We start from the raw sequence: 20,417 nt of genomic DNA, 5'->3' as shown, positions 1-20,417 counted from the left end.
TGTGGGGCCGAACGGGTCGCCGGCGGAACGGGTGCTGATCCTGGTGGGTGGCACGGCGGAGCTGCGGCCGAATGCCAAGGTACACGGCACGGTGTTCTCGCGGGGCACAGCCACGGTGCGGCGCTACGCGGTGTTGCACGGTGTTGCACGGAGCGCTCATCAGCCCGGCCTCGCCGATGCGGGTGCGGCCCTCCGCCATCATCCACCACGCCCCCTGGGTGCTGTGGCAGGGGGCGATTGTCCGGGGGTGGTCCTTGGCGGTCACCCCCGAAATCGCCAACCCTGCAGCATTTCTGCGCTGCCCTGCAGCCCGCGCAATTCGGCTGTCTCCCTCCAAGCGTGGGCGCGGTAGGCGAACGGGGTAGGAAGCACGGCTTTCAGCTAGGTTCGTACTGGCCGCTAGCGGTGAACCGCTCCGCTATGCTTCTCGCCACCTCCTCGTAGGCCGGCCAGTGAGCGCGCACCCAGGCACTGTCGAACTCGTGCAGCAACGCCTGCGTGCGCTTTGCCTTCTGCCACAGGAAAAGAGCCGTAACGCCAACCACGAAGGCACACGCAAACAGGAGACCAGGCGAGACAGAGGCCTCCGTGATTGCAGCAGCCGTCAGGACGGCCCCAGCAACAATAGCCGCGAACGCAGCCGCTCGTAAATTCGCCACCCAGTGCCAACAGCGATGGATGTGGTCGCGTGCCGCCTGCCACTCGGGATGCCGATAGAGCGTGACTTCATAAACCTGGTACGGTGTCAGTGAAGCACGGCCAAGGAAATGCCCGAGCCGCGCTTGGATTAGGGCTAACGCCGGGCGTGCCTGACAGTCGAATGCACGCTCCACCACTTCGAGGTGAAAGCGCGCCAGCTGGTGGAGGACAAAACCAGTGGGAACTGCCGCCACCACTGCACCCCACAGTCCCCCCGCACCCACTGCTGCTGCAACTGCGAGCGATGGAATCAAACCAATCGCCCACCATTCACTGAGCATATACACCTCCGTTCGCCAGCAGCCGAAGTGCTCCCAGCCCATCCGCCTCTGCCACTCGCCTTCCTGCACAAGTCACCGGCCATAGCTGAGCCGCTCTTTCGACATTCGCCGCGGCACGATTTTACGCTTTTGTCGAATAGACCTGCCGGAGGACCCTTTCCCGTCGCGCTTCCACTCCGCGCTTTATTCAGTCTGTACGCGCTTCGACGCCGCCCTCCTGCAACCGAATCCATTATTCTAGTTTGATGCCTCAGCGCGGCGCGGGTCGCTCGACGGGTTTGTTGTGCATCGCCTGACCGATGGCCACCGCCATCGCAACAAGGCAACAAAGCAAAGGGTAGATCCACATCGCTCGCGCGAGACCGACGTGCTGCGCGAGCACCGCCATGATCCATGGGAACGCCATTTGTCCCAAGCCGGCGCCGGCAAGCAAGGCAGAGGTCACCCGCGCAATATCCCGCGGGTACCAACCCGTCGACAATGCGAGAATTCCCGGGAAGATGCCCGCGAGCGCCAAGCCGAGCCCTACAGTGGTGAAGATAAATGCCCCCATACCTGGCGCACCTAAGGCAAGGCCAGAAAGTGCTGCCGCACTTACTGCCAAACCCGCCACGAACGCCACGCTGCTATGCCCCGGAGCCCACAGCGCAAGCAGTAGCCGACCGACGGTGAGGCCGCCCCAATAACCAGCCAAACCATAACCTGCGGCCACCAGCGAGACGCCGTAAACACTGGTAGCGTATTCCGTATACCAGCTCCCAAAGCCAATCTCCGCACCGACGTACGCAGCCATGGCCGCCGCCAAGGCGAGCGTTGGCCCCCAACCGCGCTCGCCCAATTGCCCCCGAGCTGCTCTCGAGCTGCTTTGCGGCTGCGCGCCGATCCCAGGGGCAGTGAACAGCCAGCATAGAGCCGTGACGGCAATGGGAACTGCGGCCCACATCCAAAGCCATTCCCACGGGAACCCTACGCGGAGAGCCAATGCGGCTGCGGGCGGCGTACACACGGAGGCTACTCCGAAAAACAAATGGGTGAAGTTCAACACGCGGTTCGGTTGCGGCGTGCGGGTAAGCAAGACGGTGTTCGTTGCCACCTCCAGCATACCGATGCTCGCCCCGCTGAGCGCCATGGCCGCCAACGCCGCCTGCCACGCAGTAAGCCATCCTATTGCCGCAAGCCCGCTCGCGAGCATGGCACCGGCCACGGCCAGAGTCCGGGCCACAGTGGACTCTCCCAGGAGATAGGGACACAGTAGCACCGCAGCGAGATGGCCGAGAGGCTGAACCGCCAGCAGCAAGCCTGCCTGGGAGAGTTCGATCGCAAGCCGGTCGATCCACAGTGGCAACAGCGCGCCCGGTAACACCACGGCAATGCCCACCGAGGCAAACGACAGGGAACCGAGAACGATCAGGCGGCGGACAGCGAGGAAATCCGCATCGCGGTGCGACATCAGAGTATCGGCCCGCCTCTGCCAAGCCCTACGCTAGGCAGCACTGCTGCGGGGATCGAAGCGGTCGCGCAAGTAATCCCCGAGGAAGTTAAACGCCATGACCGTGGCGAAGATAAACAAGCCGGGCGTCAGTACCCACGGGTACCGGGCCAACACCTGCACGTTCCGAGCCGAGGCCAATAGATTGCCCCAGCTCGCCCCTGGCTCTTGAATGCCCAAGCCGAGGAGCGAGAGCGCGCTTTCCCCGAGAATGAAGCTTGGGATGCTCAAAGTCGCAGCGGTGATTGTGTACCCAAACGTGCCGGGAATGACATGGCGGATGATCACCCGAGCCCGAGTGGCACCAAGGGCGCGCGCAGCCTGCACATATTCGCGCTCGCGCAAGGAGGCGACCATCCCCCGCACAATGCGAGCGAATCCCGCCCAGCGCACGAAGCTCATCAACACGACAATCAACACGAAGGTGGTTGCCGGATCGATGTTCGGTGGAATGACCGCGGCGAGCGCGAGCAAGAAATAAAACGAAGGGAGGGACATGAGGACTTCCACCAGCCGCATGAGCACGTTGTCCACCCAGCCGCCCCAGTAGCCGGCAACGGCACCAACAAAAATCCCGATCGTGAAGCTCAGGGCCACGCCGATCACACCAATGAACAGGCTCACACGCGAGCCATGAACGATGCGGGAGAACAAATCGCGCCCCAAGCTATCGGTACCGAACAAGAAAAAGCGCGGCTCGCCCGGTGGGGTGGTAAACAAACGGCCGTAGGCCAGCAGCACCACTGGCACGCGCCGGGAGCGATCCTCCTCGTATTGGCGGGTGGTGGGATCCACAAGCTTACGCGGGTAGGTGTACAAAATCGATTCCTGCCAACGCCACGGCGGGTTGATGCGTAATGCCGACGGCGGGCAGTGCGGAAACGCCCGCATTTGCTCGGTGTAGTCGTATGGCGCCACCCAGGGCGCAAAGATGGCCATCAGGTACAACGACGCGAGAACGAACGCGCTGGCGCATACGACCAGCCCCGGATGACGGCGCGCTGTTGTGGCGGCAGTTGGGGTCACGGGCGGCATCGGCTTAAACTGGCCACAACGTTCTCATGGTTGCGCAAATGCCCTCAGCCCTCGCGCTGCAAACGGGTGAAATCGATGCGCGGGTCCACCACGGTCAGCAGCAAGTCGGCAAGCAAATTTCCGACGAGCAAGAGGATGGAACCAATCAAGATCGAGCCCATGACCACATACGTATCGAGCCGTTGTACGGCTTCCAAAATCAGCGTGCCCATACCCTGCAGGTTCATCACCGCCTCGACCAAAGCCGCACCCCCGATTAGCTCCCCGAGCTCCGCACCGGCGAGGGTCACAAACGGGTTCAACGCGTTGCGCAGGATGTGCCGCCGCACGACAACCGACTCGGGAAGACCCTTGGCGCGGGCGGTGCGCACAAAATCCGCTTGTTTAAGTTCCAGAATGTTTGCCCGCATGAGACGCATCAAGCTCGCCAAACCTCCGGTGCCGAGGATCAAGGCAGGCAAAACCAAGTGCCGGGCGCGATCGACGATTTTTCCCCACCAGTCGAGTTGATCATAGTCGACGGAAATCGACCCCCCTACCGGGAACCAACCCGTCTGCAAGGCGAGATACATGAGGAGAAAGGCAAAGAAAAAACTCGGTAGCGACATCCAAAAAAATGCTGCAAACGACAAACTCCGGTCGAGCCACGAGTGCGGCCGCAAGGCTACAAGAATCCCCATCGGGATCGCTAAACCCCACGCAACCAACATGCTCGTGACGGACAGGATGATCGTGTTTCCCACCCGCATCCCGATGAGGTCGGCCACATTGACGCGATAGGCCACGGACATTCCCAAATCGAAATGCAGAACCCGCCAAACCCACTTAGCGTACTGCACGAGTAAGGGATCCCCATAACCGAACTGCTCTTCGAGCTGCCGGACCAACTCTGGGGAAATTGCGGGGTTCATGCGCAACTGAGTGAAAAAATTCCCTGGCGCGAGGTTCATGATGAGGAAGGAGAGAAACGTGATCCCGAACAGCAGCGGGACCATTTGGACCAAGCGCCGGATCAGGTAGCCTGCCATCGCCTCTCTTTCCCCAGCTCTCCGCTCCCGTGCCGATACCGAAGCGGCCGGTGTTGTCGACGCTCACTCAGCGAAGCGAATGAGTTCCGGCCGATACAAGCCCCACACGGTGGGACGGAAGTTTTGCAACGCCTTCCGGTACGCAACGAACCGCAAGTCCCGCACCGTCATGATGATCGGCAGTTCTTCGTGCAAGATTTCTTGAATGCGCCAGTAATATTGGCGGCGCTTTTGCGGGTCGAGCTCGCGCGAACCCTGATCGAGAAGCCGGTCAATCTCCGCCTCCCACGGTGTTGCCGGCTCTGGCTGATTCGGGTGCCAGAAGTGCAAATTGCCACTGGAGCGCAGAAAGTTTGCGCTGTTGTTGGGTTCGATCGTTCCGGTAAAACCGATGAGCACCGCATCCCAATCGTAACTGGTGCTGAGCTTCTCCACCAAGGCCTGGAAGTCGAGCGGGCGGTAGTTCACTTTGATTCCGAGCTTGGTCCAATCCTCTTTCAAAATCGAGCACATCTTCTCGCGGACCTGGTTGCCGGCGTTTGTCGTCAGGGAGAATTCCAGCACGTTGCCACGCCCGTCCTCCCGCCAGCCATCACCGTCGCGATCCCGGTAACCACCTTCTTCCAAATACTTCCGTGCCAAATCCAGGTCGTACTCGTACTCCTTCAAATTCGGGTTGTGGTACAACTTGTTTTCGGGGGAGATCTCCGCAACGGCGGGCTTTCCGTAACCATTGAGGCAGTTCACAATCATCGACTGTTTGTCGATCGCATGGGCAATGGCGCGAAGGAAATTGCGATCCGTAAACCAATCCAAACGGGGATCCCGCTTACCGTCGCGGATGTAGTGAGCGGGATTGCGGTTGAATGCGACGAAAGTGGAGCCTGGATCCAGCCCAACCTCCTGAACGGAAATTTGCATGGTCTCCGTCTTTTGCCGCAGTTCGGGAACCTCTTCCGGTCGGGGGTAGTGGAGATCCGTTTGGCCGGCCACGAACTTCAGATACATGGTGTCCTGATCCGGCACGATCAACTGCACCCGACCGGGCAAATACGGCAAGGCGGCCCCGTTCTCGTCACGCATCCAATAATCGGGATTACGCTGGAATTCGATGAACTGGGCGGGGATAAAACGCGTGATTTTATAAGGGCCCGTTCCAATCAGCTTCTCCGGCGGCGTGTCGATGGCCCACTGCTGGGCAAAGGTTCCACTGTTCAGTGCGGGCTCGAGCACATGCTTGGGAACGATGGGGATGCCCACTGCATTGAGGAACGGGGCAAACGGTCGCGGCAGGGTAAAGAGCACGGTGAAATCGTCAACCACCTCAACTTTCGGCGCTTGGCCATCGACCAACAACACGTGTCGGAGGCTATTCGGGACACGGTCGTCAAATACCACACGAAACGTGAATGCAACATCGGCGGCGGTGAATGGCTGGCCGTCAAACCAACGAACGTTGCGGCGCAAGAAAAAGGTCCATCTCGTACCCGTTTCGTCGACCTCCCATCGCTCGGCGAGCAGGGGCTCCTGTTCAGTTGTCAGCGGGTTGGTACGCACCAATCCTTCGAATAGATCTGCGGTCGCGGCCGTCGAGGCGGCGTCGACAGATAGAATCGGGTTGAAGGTCTTCGGATCGCTAATTGTTGCATTCGTGAGCAAACGCGGGCGGTTCTTCTCCGCACTCGGGTTGTTGGGAGTCTCGCGGGTGCACCCCGCCAACAGGAGGATGGCAAACAACCCACTGAACCAGTAGGTCACTCGGCCGCCTCCTGTTCGTCAAGATCGACCACACGCACACCGCGCGGGATGTCTAGGCGAAACACGTCGTCGCCAATCGGCGGGTTCACTTCGATATCGCTCAATTGTAAGGACACCGAACGCCGGTAGCGGGGCACCTCGATCACCAAATGCTTCGGAGCTGGGGGCGTCGTCTCATCGGAGTACTCGAGGTAGCGTGCACGCCACAGCACGGCGCCATCAACTGACCCGAGTTCCTCCACTTCCGCCGGCAGCCCGCGCGCATCTAGGGCCACCAGCAGGCCACCTTGGCCGGCGCCTTGACGCAGGCATACAAACTGCGCGCTTTGCCCGTTGCACGGTGCTGCCTCCGCCTGACCACCCGCGGGCACTCCGAGCAGCACCTCGACGAGCGTGCTCACGGGCATCCACACACGCGTGTAACGCCAAACGTTTTCTGCACTTGCCGTTCCTTGGTACACGGTGTTTTCCTCCGGCAAGTACGCAAGCAACCGATGGTCGTGCGCGGCGAGCACGAAGGCCGTGCCGAACATGGACGCAACTTCCACGCGAACTTTATCGGGTCGCGCAACCGCGATGGCCTGGCGGGCGGAATGCCGTTCGTGAGGATCGGTGTAGCGTAGTTTCGCCACTGCCCTCAGGCTACGCAGAAAGCTTGCTCGTTCGGCAAACGCGGCCATCACCTCGGTCGAATCCGGGACTGGTAGCGCCTGCTCCGTGCCGCGTCGCGCCGGGCCGGCGCACCCGCACCACACGAACGCGGCCAACACAACCACTACGGAGGCGCGGCGCCACATGACCGTCACCGTTCGCTCCCCTTTTCCGGCGGCTGCTCAGCGGTTTCCGGCTTACCGCCGAGTGCCTCGATTTTTGCCTGCAAGCGGCGAATCTGGTCGCGATCTTTGGCGCGCTTGAGAGCCTGCTGAAAGAGATTCAGTGCTTCCTGCGTGCGGCCAACCTTTAGGTAGGCATCGGCGAGGTGCTCGGTGATCGTGGGGTCGTCGCTCACCAGCTCCATCGCGCGTTCGAGTAGCTCGATCGCTTTGCGATAATCGCCCCGCTGGTAGTACACCCAAGCCAGGCTATCCACGTAGTAACCGTCGTTGGGCTCGATCTTCAGGGCACGGCGAATCAAGTCTTCCGCCTCGTCAAGGTTCACCCCTTGCTCCGCAAAGGTGTACCCCAAGTAGTTCAATGCAGGGGCGTTCTCCGGATTGAGCTCAATGGCCTTGCGCATGTGGCGGATACACGCCTCTTTGTCTTTGGCTTCGTCGTACAATGCTCCCAGGGTAAAATGATACCGGTCGTTGTCTGGAGCCTTAGCAACGAGCTGCTCCAGAATTTCGATGGCCTTTCGCAGTTGGCCCTTTTCGCGATACAACGACGCCAAAAAGGTGCGCAGATCGTCATTGTCCGGCTTGGACTCGATTGCGCGCAGCACAGCAGCGATTGCCTCGTCGAGCCGCCCTTGCCGCTGGCGAATCGCACCGATTTGTGCCTGAGCGTCAGCGTAAAATTCGGCCTCGCGCGGGATTTGCTCGAACTCGGCCACTGCACGGTCGTAGTCGCGCAAGTCGGCAAACACGGCCCCTAAGTAGTACCGCACCCGGTAGTTTTGCGGGTCGGCAGCGAGCACGAGAGAAAATTCGGTAACGGCCTTCTCCAGCTCACCCTTCTCGTAATAAATGAGGCCGATCTTAGTGCGCGTGTCCTGCGGATCCGTTTCGATTTTTTCGAGCTCCTTGAATTCGTTCAGAGCCTCGTCCAAGCGGTTCTGACCGACAAACAGGCCACCCAAGCGGCGGCGGACGACGGCGCTGTGCGGGTCCGCCTGCAGCATGCGCTGATAAATTTCGATGGCCTCCTGCGGTTTGTTCTGCATCTGGTAAAGCTCGGCAAGATCGAGGAGCAGATTTTCCGTCCCCGGGCTTAAACGCAGCGCCTCTTTAAACGCACGTTCGGCTGCGGCAAAGTCCTGCTTGGCGGCATAGACACGACCAAGATAGGCGTAAGCGAGCAACGACGAAGGATTGAGCCGAACCAATTTCTCGAGAACCTCGATCGCCTGATCATACTTCCCCTGCTTGGCGCGCAGCGCCCCGAGGAACAGGTGGGCCTCCTGGTTCGCTGGCTCTTGAGCCAGTACTGCTTCGTACTCACGCTCCGCGGTCGCTTCATCGCCCATCGCGGATGCCAGCCCTGCGAGCAGCATGCGGGAATGGACATCTCGCGGGTCGAGATCGACCGCCGCCTGCAGTTGCTCGCGAGCTTCGTCGAGGCGGCCAAGCCGCACGTACAGCAGCCCCAGCCGGCGTCGCAAAAACGGAGAAGCGGGATCGGCTGCCACCGCACTCGCCAGCTCCCGCGCCGCCCGCTCCAACTCGCCATCGTGCAATGCCAGTTGGGCTTTGAGAAAGTGACCGAGAGCCGGTGCCTCGGGCGGGATCTCCACCTTTGCTTCTACCTGCGAGGGTCCCAGTTCCACCGTCCAGGGAAATTGTTGCCAAGGGTCCGGAGGTTTGCGAAACACTGCGCACCCGGCGAGGATCAAGGAGTTGCCCGCAACGACAGCGAGAGTCAGGTGTGTGCGTAAAACGCGTAAGAGCGGCGGCATATGAACGGCAACGCGTAGCAAATTCTACCCAGCCCTTCTACGCGCTGGGAGTGCCGCGTTCCCTAGCGGCGAGGGATTGACGATGAAAGACGTTTCTCATGGCCAAGTTTGGCGGCCCGAACGACAAGGTGGACAAGGCTTGGATCCGCAACAGTACGAATCAGCAGAGCGGGCACTGCTCGCCTTGCTCGACGACCCGGAGGTGCGGGACCACGTCGATCTCGTCCTCACTTGTCGCGATAGCACGTACGAAGTGTGGTCACGCCGCGGCCTTTTGCGTTTCCAGCGCTTGTGTTGCGATGGCGAGCAAGCATTTCGTGTTGTCGAACTCATCGGCGACAACCCGATAGCGCGCACCGATGCGGATTTGGTAAGCACCGTGGAAGAGGAGCGTGCCGCGGCCGTGCGCTCCGGTTACGATGGCTCGGACCCCAACCTGGCGTTCATCGAGCCCGAGCACCTTTCGTACCCTTTTGCTTTGGAGCGGATCGCTCAACTCTTCGATAGTCCGTACACGGGGGATCTCGTCATCAGCCCGAAGTGCTACGCGTTCGGCACCCAGCTCGGGCAGCATGGGGCTCTGGACGTCGTTCAGTCGCGCGCACCGCTCGCGTTTGCCGGCCCTGCCGTGCGTCCCGGCAACTATCCGCTGGCGGTTCGCCACGTCGATATTGCACCCACAATTTGCCACATCATGGGCTTCCCGCTCATCGACGGGCGCGACTGGAGCGGGCGCCGCGCCTCTGAACGCGGCGTGGCGCCCGATGTGTACTTGGAGCGGCAGGACGGGCGTGTGATCACCGAGATCATCGCCGAGGGCCAGAGACGTCCACAACGTGTCTACTTGATCGTCTTCGACGGGCTCAGCCACCCCGAGCTCGTCTACTTGTGGCAAACCAGCGATCCGGCAATTCGCAACCTCCGTCGCGTGCTCGATCGCAGTGCTTGGTTTTCCTTCGGCTCGGTGGTGAATTTCCCGAGTATTACGTGGCCGAGCCACAGCACGATTTTGACCGGTGCATGGTGCGGCCATCATGACATTGTCAATCCGACTTATTACGACCGTGCTCGGCGGGAGCCCCTCGCCCCTCAGGCGCAAGGGATGCTGACCGAGGGTTTTCTCGGCACCGGTGTCGAAACGCTCTATGAGGCATTTCGGCGGGTTTACGGCGCAGAGGCGCTCACCGTCAGCATTCACGAGCCGCAGAGCCGGGGTGCCCAGCATGCCGCGCTGGAGCAACGGGTGCTCGGGGCGCGCGACCGTTTACGTTCGTACACGGCCGAATTCCTCCAGCACATTGACCCGCGGTATCAGGCGGATGGCAAAGATAGCGTGCATCGGGAAGCCATCCTCGATGCCCGCGGGTTGGCGCAAATCCTCACGTTACTCGACGACCCGAGTCTGCCACCCCCGGTGTTCGTTGCGCATGAGTTTGCACTCACGGACGGAGCTGGGCACGAGTATGGCCCACACGGTGAAGGGTTGCGGGCTGCAATTGCGGAAACCGACCGCCGCCTGGGACTGGTTCTCGATGCTCTCCAGCGCAACGGCCTCATCGAATCCACGCTGTTCGTGTTCACGGCTGACCACGGCATGGCGCCACAACGCGTGGAGCTGCGTGCCAACGCCGCGCGTCACCCGGAGCGAATCGGCATGCGGACAATCACTGGCGAGCCGATGATTTGGTTGCGCGACCTCGCCGTGCGCGTGGAGCGTGCCGCAGACGGGCGAACCGCACGGGTGTTCGTACTCGACAACGATGCGGACCTCTCGGGAGAGCAACCGCCGGTTGAAGGCGCCGAGGTACGCGTGATTGCCGGGGCCGACCGACTGATTGCCCAGTTACGGACTAACGCTGCCGGGGTCGCAGGATTTGCCATTCCCGCCGACCGCACGGCGGACGAAATCGCTCTCTCCATACGCCACCCCGAATACAACCCCCGTCACCTGCTGTTGAATGGGCGCCCCCTTTTGCCCTCAGCAAGGGAGCGCTTGTTCGGGGCCAGGGCCTAGCATTTCGCCGGGGGTGCGAAGTGAGAACCTCCGGCTCCCCACTACCCAGACGACGATGAGGCTGGCGCCACAGTAGCGATGCTACGTCAGTTGCCGCCGTACGTATCGTCCGCCTGTTCGATCATGCGTTCTAGCAGCTTTTGCTGCGCGGCCTGATAGGCGAGTTGCCGCATGACCTCTTGTGCTTGATGAACCAAAGGAAGCGCGGCGATGTATCCGATGAGCTGCCCCGGAGATAGTTTGTCCAAAGACGCTTCCATGTGCTGCATGACTTCTTCGGGAATTTCGAGCACGCCCATTTGGGCAAAAAGATCGATGGCTTGTGCGGCCCGTTCGGCGAAATCCCTGCGGGCTTCTTGTTTTTCTTCTTCCGAAACTTGCACGCGTAGCTTGGCGGCGGCACGGTCAAACAACCGGTCAAACGCGCGCAAGACAATTTCCTGATGATTGTGTTTGGAGTTCTGCATGGTGACGGTCGCGAAACCTAAGCATTCGGCTCCTGAGCGCAAGGGTCCCCAACGTCCTTGTCGGTCCCTCGACGTCGGATCACAGGATTACCGACGGTTCTATTGGGCAGCCCCTTAGCCTCGCCCCTGTTAGCTCCGGATGAGAGGCCAGGGATCTATTTCGAGTCCAAACCATAACACGAAGCATCCCCTCAAAAGCGGCTAGCCACCCAAGGCACTCTTCGCGGTATCGCTCACTCCCTCGGGCCAACACGTCACGGTTTCCCGTCCCAAACGGAAACGCTTCCTCATGCGGCCAACGATCTTTCCTCCTTGCAAGCGATTCACCAACAAGGAGCTCCGATTTGTCGCTTGGATCCATGACAAGATTGAACGGACTCCTTGGCTAGCGCACCACTCCGTTCCACAGGTTGCCAACGCCCAGGCGACGCCGCGCTCTCCAGGTTTTGCGTACAGTAGCTTGGTTAGCCTCGCAGGCTGTCGCAACCACGGTTCCACAACCGAGTACCAAGGTTGGCTTTGCCCAGGGCAGTCAACGTAGCACACAATCCCCACCAGACGCCCGTCCTTCTCGGCAATGAGAGCCCGCTCCACCCACTCTTCCATCATTTGCCGCCGGCGGTGTGGTGGCAAAAGCCAAACCCTGCTTTCCGGTAACCGCACCGCAGTATCCAAGGATTCTCTATCGAGCAGCCGAATGGTCACCCCATTCACTTGTTTCGGCAAAGAGAGAGGAGTCTTCGGCGCTTCCAGGTAGCGTATGAGTCCAAGCCACTCCTCTTCTCCGAAACACCGGTGGAGGGCCATGCGGGTTGTCTTGCGCAATCCGTTCTCCCGCAAAAAGAAGACAAGCGCCTCCGCCGCCAGGCGAAACCAACGGGCCTTGTGAATCACCAACTATTCCTCTGGCGACCCTTTCTTACTCGATTCACCGAGGAGTCCGGCTGCTCCCGAACCTGACTTAAGAGCCTGCAACCACAGTCCAAGCTGGTAGCGCCGTTGCGACTCGGAACGCGACATGGGTTCCAATGCCACAGAAACGGGCTCGTAGCCAAACCTCTGCAAAAGGGGGTTACATGTCGACGCCAAGAGAGCGACCGTGCGGCGGGGGAGCGATCGCCAACGTCCCACGCTGTTACTATCAACCAGCGGCTTTCCGTAGGTTTTCCAATCCCCGAGGCCGACTGCGCTTCGGTCCGCAAGTGCCGCACTTATCAACCCTTCTTCCCAGGGCTCTCCCAGAAATTCTGCAACCTCATGCATTGTCGCGTTTGGATCCCTCACCAAGTCCTCGTAACGCAGCAAGAAGGAGTTACCTGGGTGGCGACCAACAAATTCCAAAAGACGCTCATTCAAGTCCACCCAAAGCTGCACGAACGCTTGAAAATAGTCCGGGTTCCGGATCACGTAATCGTGCAGCTCACGCAAGTACCTACCATTTCTATCGCACAATTCTCGAAGGCTGACCACGACGTCCAGCGCGTGCCTTACGACGCAGACGTACGCGACCTCATCCGAGCACAGCTGTTCGATTTCTTCCAAGTAGAAAATGTCGAATGCCGTTTTTGCAGCCCAACGTTTTTTGCCAAGACGATGTGCATATTCACGGTGAAAACCAAAGGCGAAGTCACGAAGACGACGAATAACCTCCTCTTGCGAAAATCCGGCATATGCGAGCCCATCCAATATCCCAATGCGTACACCTCCAGAGATTTCCTCGCTCCGCAGGAGCCGACCGCACCCCGTGAAGACGTTGGTTTCACCTGGACACGCGATGTTCGGGAGAACGTTAATCAGGCGTCGGACAAGCGTCGTACCCGAGCGCGGGACCCCTAAAATAAGTATGCCCTCTAAATCCTTAGCCTTGCTGCTCATTAGTTCCGTTGTGGTTCGCCACGGCGACACTGGCCTCCGCTGGCCACCAAAGCGGGCCGAAGTCACTCTCGTCTATTGCCAGAGACTCGCCTGAGACAGACTCTACTACAATTTCCTTCGGGGGGGGATGACTAATGAAGTGCCAGGGGCTTGCCGTGAGCCCATAGGCACCGCTGGCCCAGACTGCAATCACGTCCCCGGGAGAGAGGCGCGGTAAAGAGATACTGCGAGCGAGGGTGTCGAGTGTGGTGCACAATGGCCCGACTAAAGTATAGACCTGTTCGCCATCGCTCTTTGCGGTGGAATAGACTTTCGTGATTTTAAAATTCCTAGGGATCACCCCACCCAAATGGCCGGCCGCCGTCAAGTGCTGATGCATACCTCCATCGCAAATCGCGATTGTTTGGCCGTGCGAACGCTTAATCCGAGTCACACCGGCGAGGTAGACCCCAGCTTCGCCAACTAAATAACGTCCGGTTTCCAAAACGAGGGTCGCATCTTTCCTTCGGGCACATGCCCATTGAGCAAACTGTCGGAGCATCGGCAATGCCCTTAGGGCTAGCGCGGAAAGGTCCAAAGGCGACTCCTCCGGATGGTAGGGAATTCCTAGGCCTGACCCGAAGACAAACGTTCGGGGGCTCAGGTGCAAACGTTCGCAGGTTTGGCGGAAGAGCCGAGTTACGATTTCGTAGTACTCAACCAGTGGTTCCACCCTTAAACACTGGGAAGCCGCAAAAACATGAAAGCCGTCCAACTCGAGCTCGGGAGACGAAACCACAAACGCCACGGTTTCATCGAGCTGCTCCTGGTCGATACCAAATGGGGTCGCCCTGCCCCCCATGACCAACCCAAACCCGCGAGGAACCCGTTCAGGCGCGATGCGCAGCAACACCCGCTGCCGGCGCCCGGTGCGTCGTACTAGCTCCTTAAGGACGCGGGCTTCGTCTGCTGACTCCAGTACAATCTCCCCCACGCCCACCTCTACTGCAAATGCGAGTTCAGACTCCGTCTTACCGGGGCCGGTGAAGGTCAACATCGCAGCAGGCCAGCCGGCCCGGAGAGCGCGGGCAATCTCCCCTGCCGAAGATACGTCGAGGTACTCGACCATTCCCCCGATTCGCCGCAGAAGTCCCAAGTTCGGGTTACTCTTGACTGCGTAACTAATGCTGAAGAGCCCCTCGAAGGCAGTCTTCAACAGAGCAACGCGCTCCCTAATCGAATCCAAGAAATAAACGTAACAGGGCGTCCCGAAGCGTTGAGCGACCGATTGAAGAATTGCGAGGTGCTCAGTCGTCACAGCGATTCTCAGCTCTAGCAACGAACCCCAGAATGTTGGCAATCGTATCTAAGTTCTCGAGTGTTAGGTCGTCTGGGGTGAAACGTACTCCAGTTTGCGCCTCCACGAACGTAATCAACTCCACCATCGCGCCCGAGTCGATCAGCCCCGAGGAGAATAGAGGCGTACCGACATCGAGTTCACGGGTATCTATGCCAACTGTCTCTTCGAGAAATTTCAAAATCGCGTCCGCGTCCAGCATGCAACCACCAACCCGAGTCATTACTCACAAGCCCCGTTTTCGGCTCTTAGGGGCCCAGAGTCCATCGTAAGCGTAGGGCCCTCTGCCCGATAGGGAGCGAACCCGTGCCGCGAAATCAATTCCAAGCCATCGATCTTCCCCGTTGCGCCTTTTGGCAGCCCATCCACAAACACGAAGTGTTTCGGCACCATGTAACTGGGTAGTCGCAAAGCCAGTGCTTTTCGCACTTCCGCACGGCTAAGTGCCGGTTCCCGAGCCAAGATGAAAGCAGCCAGTTCTGCTTCCCCTGACGTCCCGGACACTGGCGCCACGTATACATCCTCAATGCCAGGTAAGGACGCTATCTGCTCTGCAACCTCTAATGGGTACACTCGATTGCCAAACACCTTAATCAATGCATCCCGTCGCCCCTTGAGGAACAAAAAGCCATCCTCGTCGAGAAACCCCAGATCCCCGGTAAAGACAACCTGCGGGTGTTCATCCCCGTGCCCGAAAAACGGGTTGGCGCGGAGTTTGCGCTTTTCCTGAACGTCTACTTCATTGTCATCATCGAGGTAACCAACCATGGTCCCCAGACCGCAGTGAATCACTTCCCCGACCTCCCCCGGTGCACAAAGGGTTCCATCATCTCTCACAACCCGCACATGCACTCCGGGAAAGGGTTTTCCAACACTACCAAGTTTTCTGTGCAAATCTTCAGGCCTCAGTGAGGTGGCGCGAAACGCCTCAGTCTGTCCATACGTTTTATAGATCCCGACCCCTTCGAACGCTTTCATGAGCTGCTCGAGCGCGTTCAGGGGCAAACTACCGCCAGACACGGTCACATATCGAAGGGAACGATGGCGCCCCGCGGAGTCCAACCTCACACCCTGCCTCACGAACTCAGACCATACTGACGGAACCCCCGCAATGCAGGTTACCGATCGCTGCTCAACCGCCAACAAGATATCTCGAGGTAGCCACGATTCCAGCATGGCCACCTCAGCTCCCAACGCCAATCCGGTCATCAGTTGAGCCAAGCCCACATCGAACGAGAATGGCAGCACGTTCAACAGGACGTCCGCTTCAGTAAGGCCGAACCACGCAATTTCTGCATCGATCCTCGCGTCGAGATCTTCAGCCGAAACGAGCACCCCCTTCGGTCGGCCTGTCGAACCCGACGTAAATAAACAAGCACCAACGGAGGTACCCAGAGGTGAGTCCGGACAGGCGGCCTCTCCACGCGTATCGCTGGAGAGGGGCATCGAGCGCAAAGTGGCAAAACTGGCCAAACGATTGGCCATCTCGCTCGCCAGCCCAGCGAGTTCCGGCTCGATTACAATCCACTCTATGTTACGAGTCCAAAGGTCCCTATCCGAGAGGCCTTGTAGAGCAAGCAAGCCAGCTGAATCGAGAAAGCATGCCTTTGCGCGAAGTTGGCGTAACGCGAACTCAAGCTGCGGCCGTCGCCATTTTGGGTTTAGGAAACAAAACGGTAGACGAGACCTTGAGGCGGCCACCATTGCGGCGACAGCTTGAAACGACTTGCCCCCTAAAATCGGTACGACATGCGAAAAGACTGCTAACGATTTTTCAATGTCTTCACTCAATCCGAGCAAATCTCGGTAGGTCAAAAGGGCGAAGCCTTTACCCGGTACCCACCTGGACAAAGCAATCTTATGAGGGGACCTCACTGCCTGCTCGGCGAGCCGCTGGGCAAAAGCCTGCGTTGAAGGAGCGCGTTCCCCAGAGCCACTTTCAGCTACTCGGTTGGAAAGCGGCCGCTGAAGGGCATCCATGGACGATCGTCCATATCGCTCGTCTGCAGACCAGTCAAGCAGCGCCCCTACAGCAGGGCAATTGCTCCAGAAACGGAGAAAGCCCTTGGCCCGGCGGGTAGCATAAACACCAAAGCTGAAGCGACCCGCGCTCAAACGCTATCTGGATCACCAATCGGTAAACGAGCAAACGCTGCCAACACGAAATTCGTGGGAATCCTCTAACAAGGAAGTGCATCCTGCGCACCGCCGAGAGGCCTAAGCGTACTTGCCAAAAAGCGCATCGGGGACGCCGAACTTGTGCAACAACGCAGACAGCGGTTCAGAGCATTCCCGAAGTCCCGCTGGTCGAAGAGCTCCAACTCGAGTCAGCACTATTCGGCCAATGTGCCAATCCACTGCGGGGCTTTATCGTCGTCAGGCTTGCTGTTGACTCGCCACGGATCAACGCCCTAAAGATTCACTATGAATCACTGCCAACGCTTCTTGCGCCCAGCCCTTTGCGTTGTCCTCCTAGCGTCTGCCTCAGTCGCGCTGGCTCAGCGTTACTACAAGTGGACGGATGAACGCGGCGTGGTGCATTTCTCCGACCACCCACCGGCAGGTCGGCAAGCAGCGGAAGAAAGGGTCCTGCCGCCACGCCCGGCGGCGACAGACGCCCCGACTCAGCCGCCCGCGGAAGCAGCCGCGGCCGCAACGCCGCAACGAGCGCAATCTGGCGCTGCCCGCGTGGTCATCGCCAAGCAAGAAGTGGAGCGACTCACTCCGAACTCCATACGAGTTTCCGGAGAACTGCGCAACACCGGCGGTAGCGAGGCCCGCAGGGTCGTCCTGGTGGTGAAAGCAACGGATGCCGTGCAAGGAAATCCCTGTCTGGAAAGGGAAATTTCACCCGCCCAAGATACGCTTGCACCTGAGGGAAGCACGGGCTTCGAGGCGGAAATTACTGACCCCTGCCTTTACGGCGAACCGCCGGTCGAGCTGGCTGTGCGTTGGGAGTAGGGTGCAGAAGGCAGCGACCGGTTAAGTTTGCGCACCAATCAGGGCGTTGCGTGGGTCGGACCTTGGCAGCAGGCACAAACGAGTCTTACGATGCCAATCGAGTTTCGTTGTGACGAGGGCAAGCTCGTTTGGGTGCGCAATCCCTTCACGGGTGACATCACCTACTTCACCCACGTGCACCGCAAGCGTAGTGGTTTCTTGCGTCAAGCGCAGCAACGGCTGCTCGCGGAGGCTCACGTCGACCGAGAACGTTACGAAGCCGCCCTGCGCGAGGATCTGGAACGATCACGACAGGAGTGTCCGTTTTGCCCAGGCAACGAAGATCGGTCGCCTGACGAGATCTGTCGCCTGACGAGCGAGCAGGTCCACGGCCGGCCCTCTGACTTCCCGTGGCTCATCCGAGCAGTGCGCAACTTGGTGCCGCGGATTCCGGAATGCTGCACCGGCGGACAGAACGAATCGTACGTGGTGGTCGAGGACCCTCGCCACTTTGCCGACGGCGCCCGCGGTCACGAGGATTTGATCTATTCCGCCATGCTCCCACCTGAGCAGTTCGAGGCCTTGCTGGCGGTCGACCGCCGCGTGGCGGAAGTGGCTTATCGCAATCCTATGGTACGCAAAGTTCTGATCCGAAAAAACCAAGGGCATGAGTCGGGCGCTTCCCAGCCGCATGTCCACAACCAAGTGATTGGCAGCGATCGAAATTTCCCCGCGATCGAGCGCGAATGCGAGCTCACCGCCCGCGAGCCCGCAATTTGGGAGGAGATGATTCAGTTTGCGCGCCGATTCGGATTTCTCCTCAGCGACGCTGGTCCCTGCATCAGTTACTTCTGCCCCTTCGGCACATTCCCTCGAAGCTACGACGTCGTATGCCTCGACCACTGGGAACGGCTCACCGAAGTGCCGGAACGGGTCTGGCGGTTGTTCGCGCGCACGCTGCATCGGGTGTTGCAAATTCTCGGACCACTGCCGCTCGACTACGAGGTGCACGATGGCCCTGGAGTGCCGTTGCACGCTCACGTGAATTCCCGGCACTATCCATACTCGAATATTGGCGGAACGCTGAACTTACCCTCGGTGCTCCTGGAGGCGACTCCCGCTTGGGAGTTGCCGCTCTCTTCAGCGTAAGCCACGATATGCTTGCCCTGCACCGCGAGCTTCTCGTCACCAACCTTGTTACCCGAGGAGGTCAGCAAGCCGGACCCTCGATCTGCACCCCACCCGTGTTGACAAAACCGAGTGCCTCGCGTACAAGCGTCGTCGCTTCAGCAAGGTATTAAGGGATTGGTGAAAAACAGGGCTCCCAGGAAGGCCCATGTGTAGAAAAGGAGGAGGGAACCATGTCAGTCGCAGATCAAGTGAAAGAGATCTTCAACCAAATGCCGGCCAACCTGAATGCCGATGCCGCGAAAGGGATGAATGCCGTCATCCAGTTCAACCTTACGGGCGACGGTGGTGGCAACTACTACGTGACGATTAAGGACGGCACGTGCACGGTCACCGAGGGCACACACCAATCGCCCAACATGACGATGACCATGGCGGCGCAAGACTACGTCGACATGATTACCGGTAAGCTCAACGGCCAGATGGCCTTCATGAGCGGCAAGTTGAAAATCGCCGGCGACATGGGCTTAGCGATGAAGATGCAAAGCCTCTTCAAGCGTCCCGGCGCGTAAGCCAATACTGTCAACAGCCGTTTTCATCGAACGAGCTGAAAGGGCCTGTGCGTAAGCATGGGCCCTTTGTTTTTGGAATGCCGCTAGCTTGCCTTACCGACTCGCTTAAGGGAAAGCCGCGGCGGCGTTGCTTGAGGCGCACGGCAGAGTTTGTGTAATCGAGGCCGAGTTTCCACAGGGTTAGCCCCGGCATGTGCACGCTCGCTAGCTTTTGCGGATCCTCCGAAGACAGCCATAGCTAGGCCATCGCCCGACACACGGAGACTAAGGAATCGGCCTACACTGCTCGCGATCTGGCACAGTCCGCTCGCAGGCCAGTGTTTCTGTCACTCCCGAGGCGAGGACCGCGCAAGCATTGTTCACCGCACTCGCACGCGCCTCAGACTCACTCGGCCCTTCGACCTCCCGGCAGGCTTGCTGACCCCGAAAGGTGATGCACACCTCGCATCTGTATCCCGCGGCGTGGAGGCTGCCGTAGACGACCAAACCCACGAAGAGCGCGGCGATTCCGATTCCTAAACCCGCGCGAACGAGGCGCTTTCTCGTCCGGGGCTGACCAACAGGATCGGGCTTTTGGGATCCGTCACTACGCATACATGACTATAGGGATCAAAAATCAGGCAGAAGCGCCCACAGCAACGGTTGCAGCTCCGACCACCCATGCCGTGAGCAAGAGCTGCCCCTGCAGCCGGGCGCGGCCGACTTCGGGACAACCGACTCTTACTCGGAGGGCTGCGGCTCTTCGGACTCTTCCTCCACCGTGATGTCCATTTCGTCCGAAGCGCTGACCTTGCCCGCGGTCACCGTCAGCGTGGCCGTGTACTCGCCCGCTTTCGTGTATGTATGCACGGGGTTAGGTTCGGACGAAGTGCTGCCGTCTCCAAAGTCCCACTTGTACTGAACATCGCCGGCCGTGCATTCCACCTCCGAAGTGAACTGCACGGATAGAGGGGGCGCACCAAAGTCCGGATCCGCGTCAATCAGCACTACGCAGTCTTCTTCAGCAGGCATTTCCTGTGGTGTGCCGGCAACTGGCTGGCCAGCCATGGGCACCGGCGCGGTGGCCGTGGGTGCCTCTGAAGATCTCTCACAGCCTTTGGTGCAGCCCACAAGGATCAGCGGCAACGCTAACAACACGATGGTTCGTGCTCTCATACTTCCTCCTCCACCAGGCGTTACCA

Annotated in this window: 19 protein-coding genes; 5 read left to right on the top strand and 14 right to left on the bottom strand. The window is 59.6% G+C overall.

The window, feature by feature from the left end; genetic code table 11:
• Window positions 1-352 (top strand): hypothetical protein (locus N3C12_02810; GenBank protein MCX8071371.1); only part of this gene is annotated, 352 nt, incomplete at its 5' end.
• A gap of 25 nt (window positions 353-377) precedes the next feature.
• Here N3C12_02810 and N3C12_02805 read toward each other — a convergent pair.
• The 7 genes from N3C12_02805 to N3C12_02775 form a co-directional block, all read right to left on the bottom strand.
• Window positions 378-980 carry a hypothetical protein gene (locus tag N3C12_02805; GenBank protein MCX8071370.1) on the bottom strand — a complete coding sequence of 201 codons (603 nt, stop codon included), beginning with the start codon at window positions 978-980 and terminating at the stop codon, window positions 378-380.
• Window positions 981-1,230: 250 nt separating this feature from the next.
• Window positions 1,231-2,430, bottom strand: coding sequence for a hypothetical protein (locus N3C12_02800; GenBank protein MCX8071369.1), 1,200 nt, complete (start codon window positions 2,428-2,430; stop codon window positions 1,231-1,233).
• Between the two features lie 33 nt (window positions 2,431-2,463).
• Window positions 2,464-3,495 (bottom strand): ABC transporter permease, encoded by a 1,032-nt coding sequence (locus tag N3C12_02795; protein ID MCX8071368.1) that lies wholly within the window; start codon window positions 3,493-3,495, stop codon window positions 2,464-2,466.
• 53 nt (window positions 3,496-3,548) lie between these two features.
• Complete coding sequence (locus tag N3C12_02790) at window positions 3,549-4,532, bottom strand: ABC transporter permease (protein MCX8071367.1); 984 nt, start codon at window positions 4,530-4,532, stop codon at window positions 3,549-3,551.
• 63 nt (window positions 4,533-4,595) lie between these two features.
• Window positions 4,596-6,290 carry an ABC transporter substrate-binding protein gene (locus N3C12_02785; GenBank protein MCX8071366.1) on the bottom strand — a complete coding sequence of 565 codons (1,695 nt, stop codon included), beginning with the start codon at window positions 6,288-6,290 and terminating at the stop codon, window positions 4,596-4,598.
• Complete coding sequence (locus N3C12_02780) at window positions 6,287-7,087, bottom strand: hypothetical protein (protein MCX8071365.1); 801 nt, start codon at window positions 7,085-7,087, stop codon at window positions 6,287-6,289. The genes N3C12_02785 and N3C12_02780 overlap by 4 nt, the downstream gene beginning before the upstream one ends.
• A gap of 5 nt (window positions 7,088-7,092) precedes the next feature.
• On the bottom strand, window positions 7,093-8,904 hold the full coding sequence (locus N3C12_02775; GenBank protein ID MCX8071364.1) for a tetratricopeptide repeat protein: 1,812 nt from the start codon (window positions 8,902-8,904) through the stop codon (window positions 7,093-7,095).
• A gap of 82 nt (window positions 8,905-8,986) precedes the next feature.
• Here N3C12_02775 and N3C12_02770 point away from each other — a divergent pair, with 82 nt between their 5' ends.
• Entirely contained in the window at window positions 8,987-10,918 is a 1,932-nt protein-coding gene (locus N3C12_02770) for an alkaline phosphatase family protein (GenBank protein MCX8071363.1), read from the top strand.
• Window positions 10,919-11,004: 86 nt separating this feature from the next.
• Here N3C12_02770 and N3C12_02765 read toward each other — a convergent pair whose 3' ends face one another.
• From N3C12_02765 to N3C12_02740, 6 genes are all read right to left on the bottom strand, one after another.
• On the bottom strand, window positions 11,005-11,427 hold the full coding sequence (locus tag N3C12_02765) for a hypothetical protein (protein MCX8071362.1): 423 nt from the start codon (window positions 11,425-11,427) through the stop codon (window positions 11,005-11,007).
• A 159-nt stretch (window positions 11,428-11,586) separates the two neighbouring features.
• The gene (locus tag N3C12_02760; GenBank protein MCX8071361.1) at window positions 11,587-12,279 is read right to left on the bottom strand and encodes a hypothetical protein; all 693 of its coding nucleotides are present in this window, start codon (window positions 12,277-12,279) and stop codon (window positions 11,587-11,589) included.
• A 3-nt stretch (window positions 12,280-12,282) separates the two neighbouring features.
• On the bottom strand, window positions 12,283-13,260 hold the full coding sequence (locus N3C12_02755; GenBank protein ID MCX8071360.1) for a sulfotransferase: 978 nt from the start codon (window positions 13,258-13,260) through the stop codon (window positions 12,283-12,285).
• Window positions 13,244-14,557, bottom strand: a complete 1,314-nt coding sequence (locus N3C12_02750) for a type III PLP-dependent enzyme (protein ID MCX8071359.1) — start codon at window positions 14,555-14,557, stop codon at window positions 13,244-13,246. The genes N3C12_02755 and N3C12_02750 overlap by 17 nt, the downstream gene beginning before the upstream one ends.
• Window positions 14,547-14,819: an acyl carrier protein gene (locus N3C12_02745; protein MCX8071358.1), complete on the bottom strand. Its 273-nt coding sequence runs from the start codon at window positions 14,817-14,819 to the stop codon at window positions 14,547-14,549. The genes N3C12_02750 and N3C12_02745 overlap by 11 nt, the downstream gene beginning before the upstream one ends.
• On the bottom strand, window positions 14,819-16,576 hold the full coding sequence (locus N3C12_02740) for an acyl--CoA ligase (GenBank protein ID MCX8071357.1): 1,758 nt from the start codon (window positions 16,574-16,576) through the stop codon (window positions 14,819-14,821). The genes N3C12_02745 and N3C12_02740 overlap by 1 nt, the downstream gene beginning before the upstream one ends.
• Before the next feature lie 444 nt (window positions 16,577-17,020).
• Here N3C12_02740 and N3C12_02735 point away from each other — a divergent pair, with 444 nt between their 5' ends.
• From N3C12_02735 to N3C12_02725, 3 genes are all read left to right on the top strand, one after another.
• Window positions 17,021-17,557 carry a DUF4124 domain-containing protein gene (locus N3C12_02735; protein MCX8071356.1) on the top strand — a complete coding sequence of 179 codons (537 nt, stop codon included), beginning with the start codon at window positions 17,021-17,023 and terminating at the stop codon, window positions 17,555-17,557.
• Window positions 17,558-17,647: 90 nt separating this feature from the next.
• Entirely contained in the window at window positions 17,648-18,685 is a 1,038-nt protein-coding gene (locus tag N3C12_02730; protein ID MCX8071355.1) for a DUF4921 family protein, read from the top strand.
• Between the two features lie 212 nt (window positions 18,686-18,897).
• Entirely contained in the window at window positions 18,898-19,236 is a 339-nt protein-coding gene (locus tag N3C12_02725; GenBank protein ID MCX8071354.1) for an SCP2 sterol-binding domain-containing protein, read from the top strand.
• A gap of 720 nt (window positions 19,237-19,956) precedes the next feature.
• Here N3C12_02725 and N3C12_02720 read toward each other — a convergent pair.
• A complete protein-coding gene (locus N3C12_02720) occupies window positions 19,957-20,283 on the bottom strand; it encodes a PKD domain-containing protein (protein ID MCX8071353.1) in 327 nt (108 codons plus the stop codon).
• Window positions 20,284-20,417: the final 134 nt, after the last annotated feature.

This window comes from Candidatus Binatia bacterium (assembly GCA_026415395.1).
In the GTDB taxonomy this organism is placed as follows: Bacteria; Desulfobacterota; Binatia; order HRBIN30; family HRBIN30; genus HRBIN30.
Note: the sequence above shows the minus strand (reverse complement) of the source record. Positions and strands in the feature narration are given on the sequence as shown.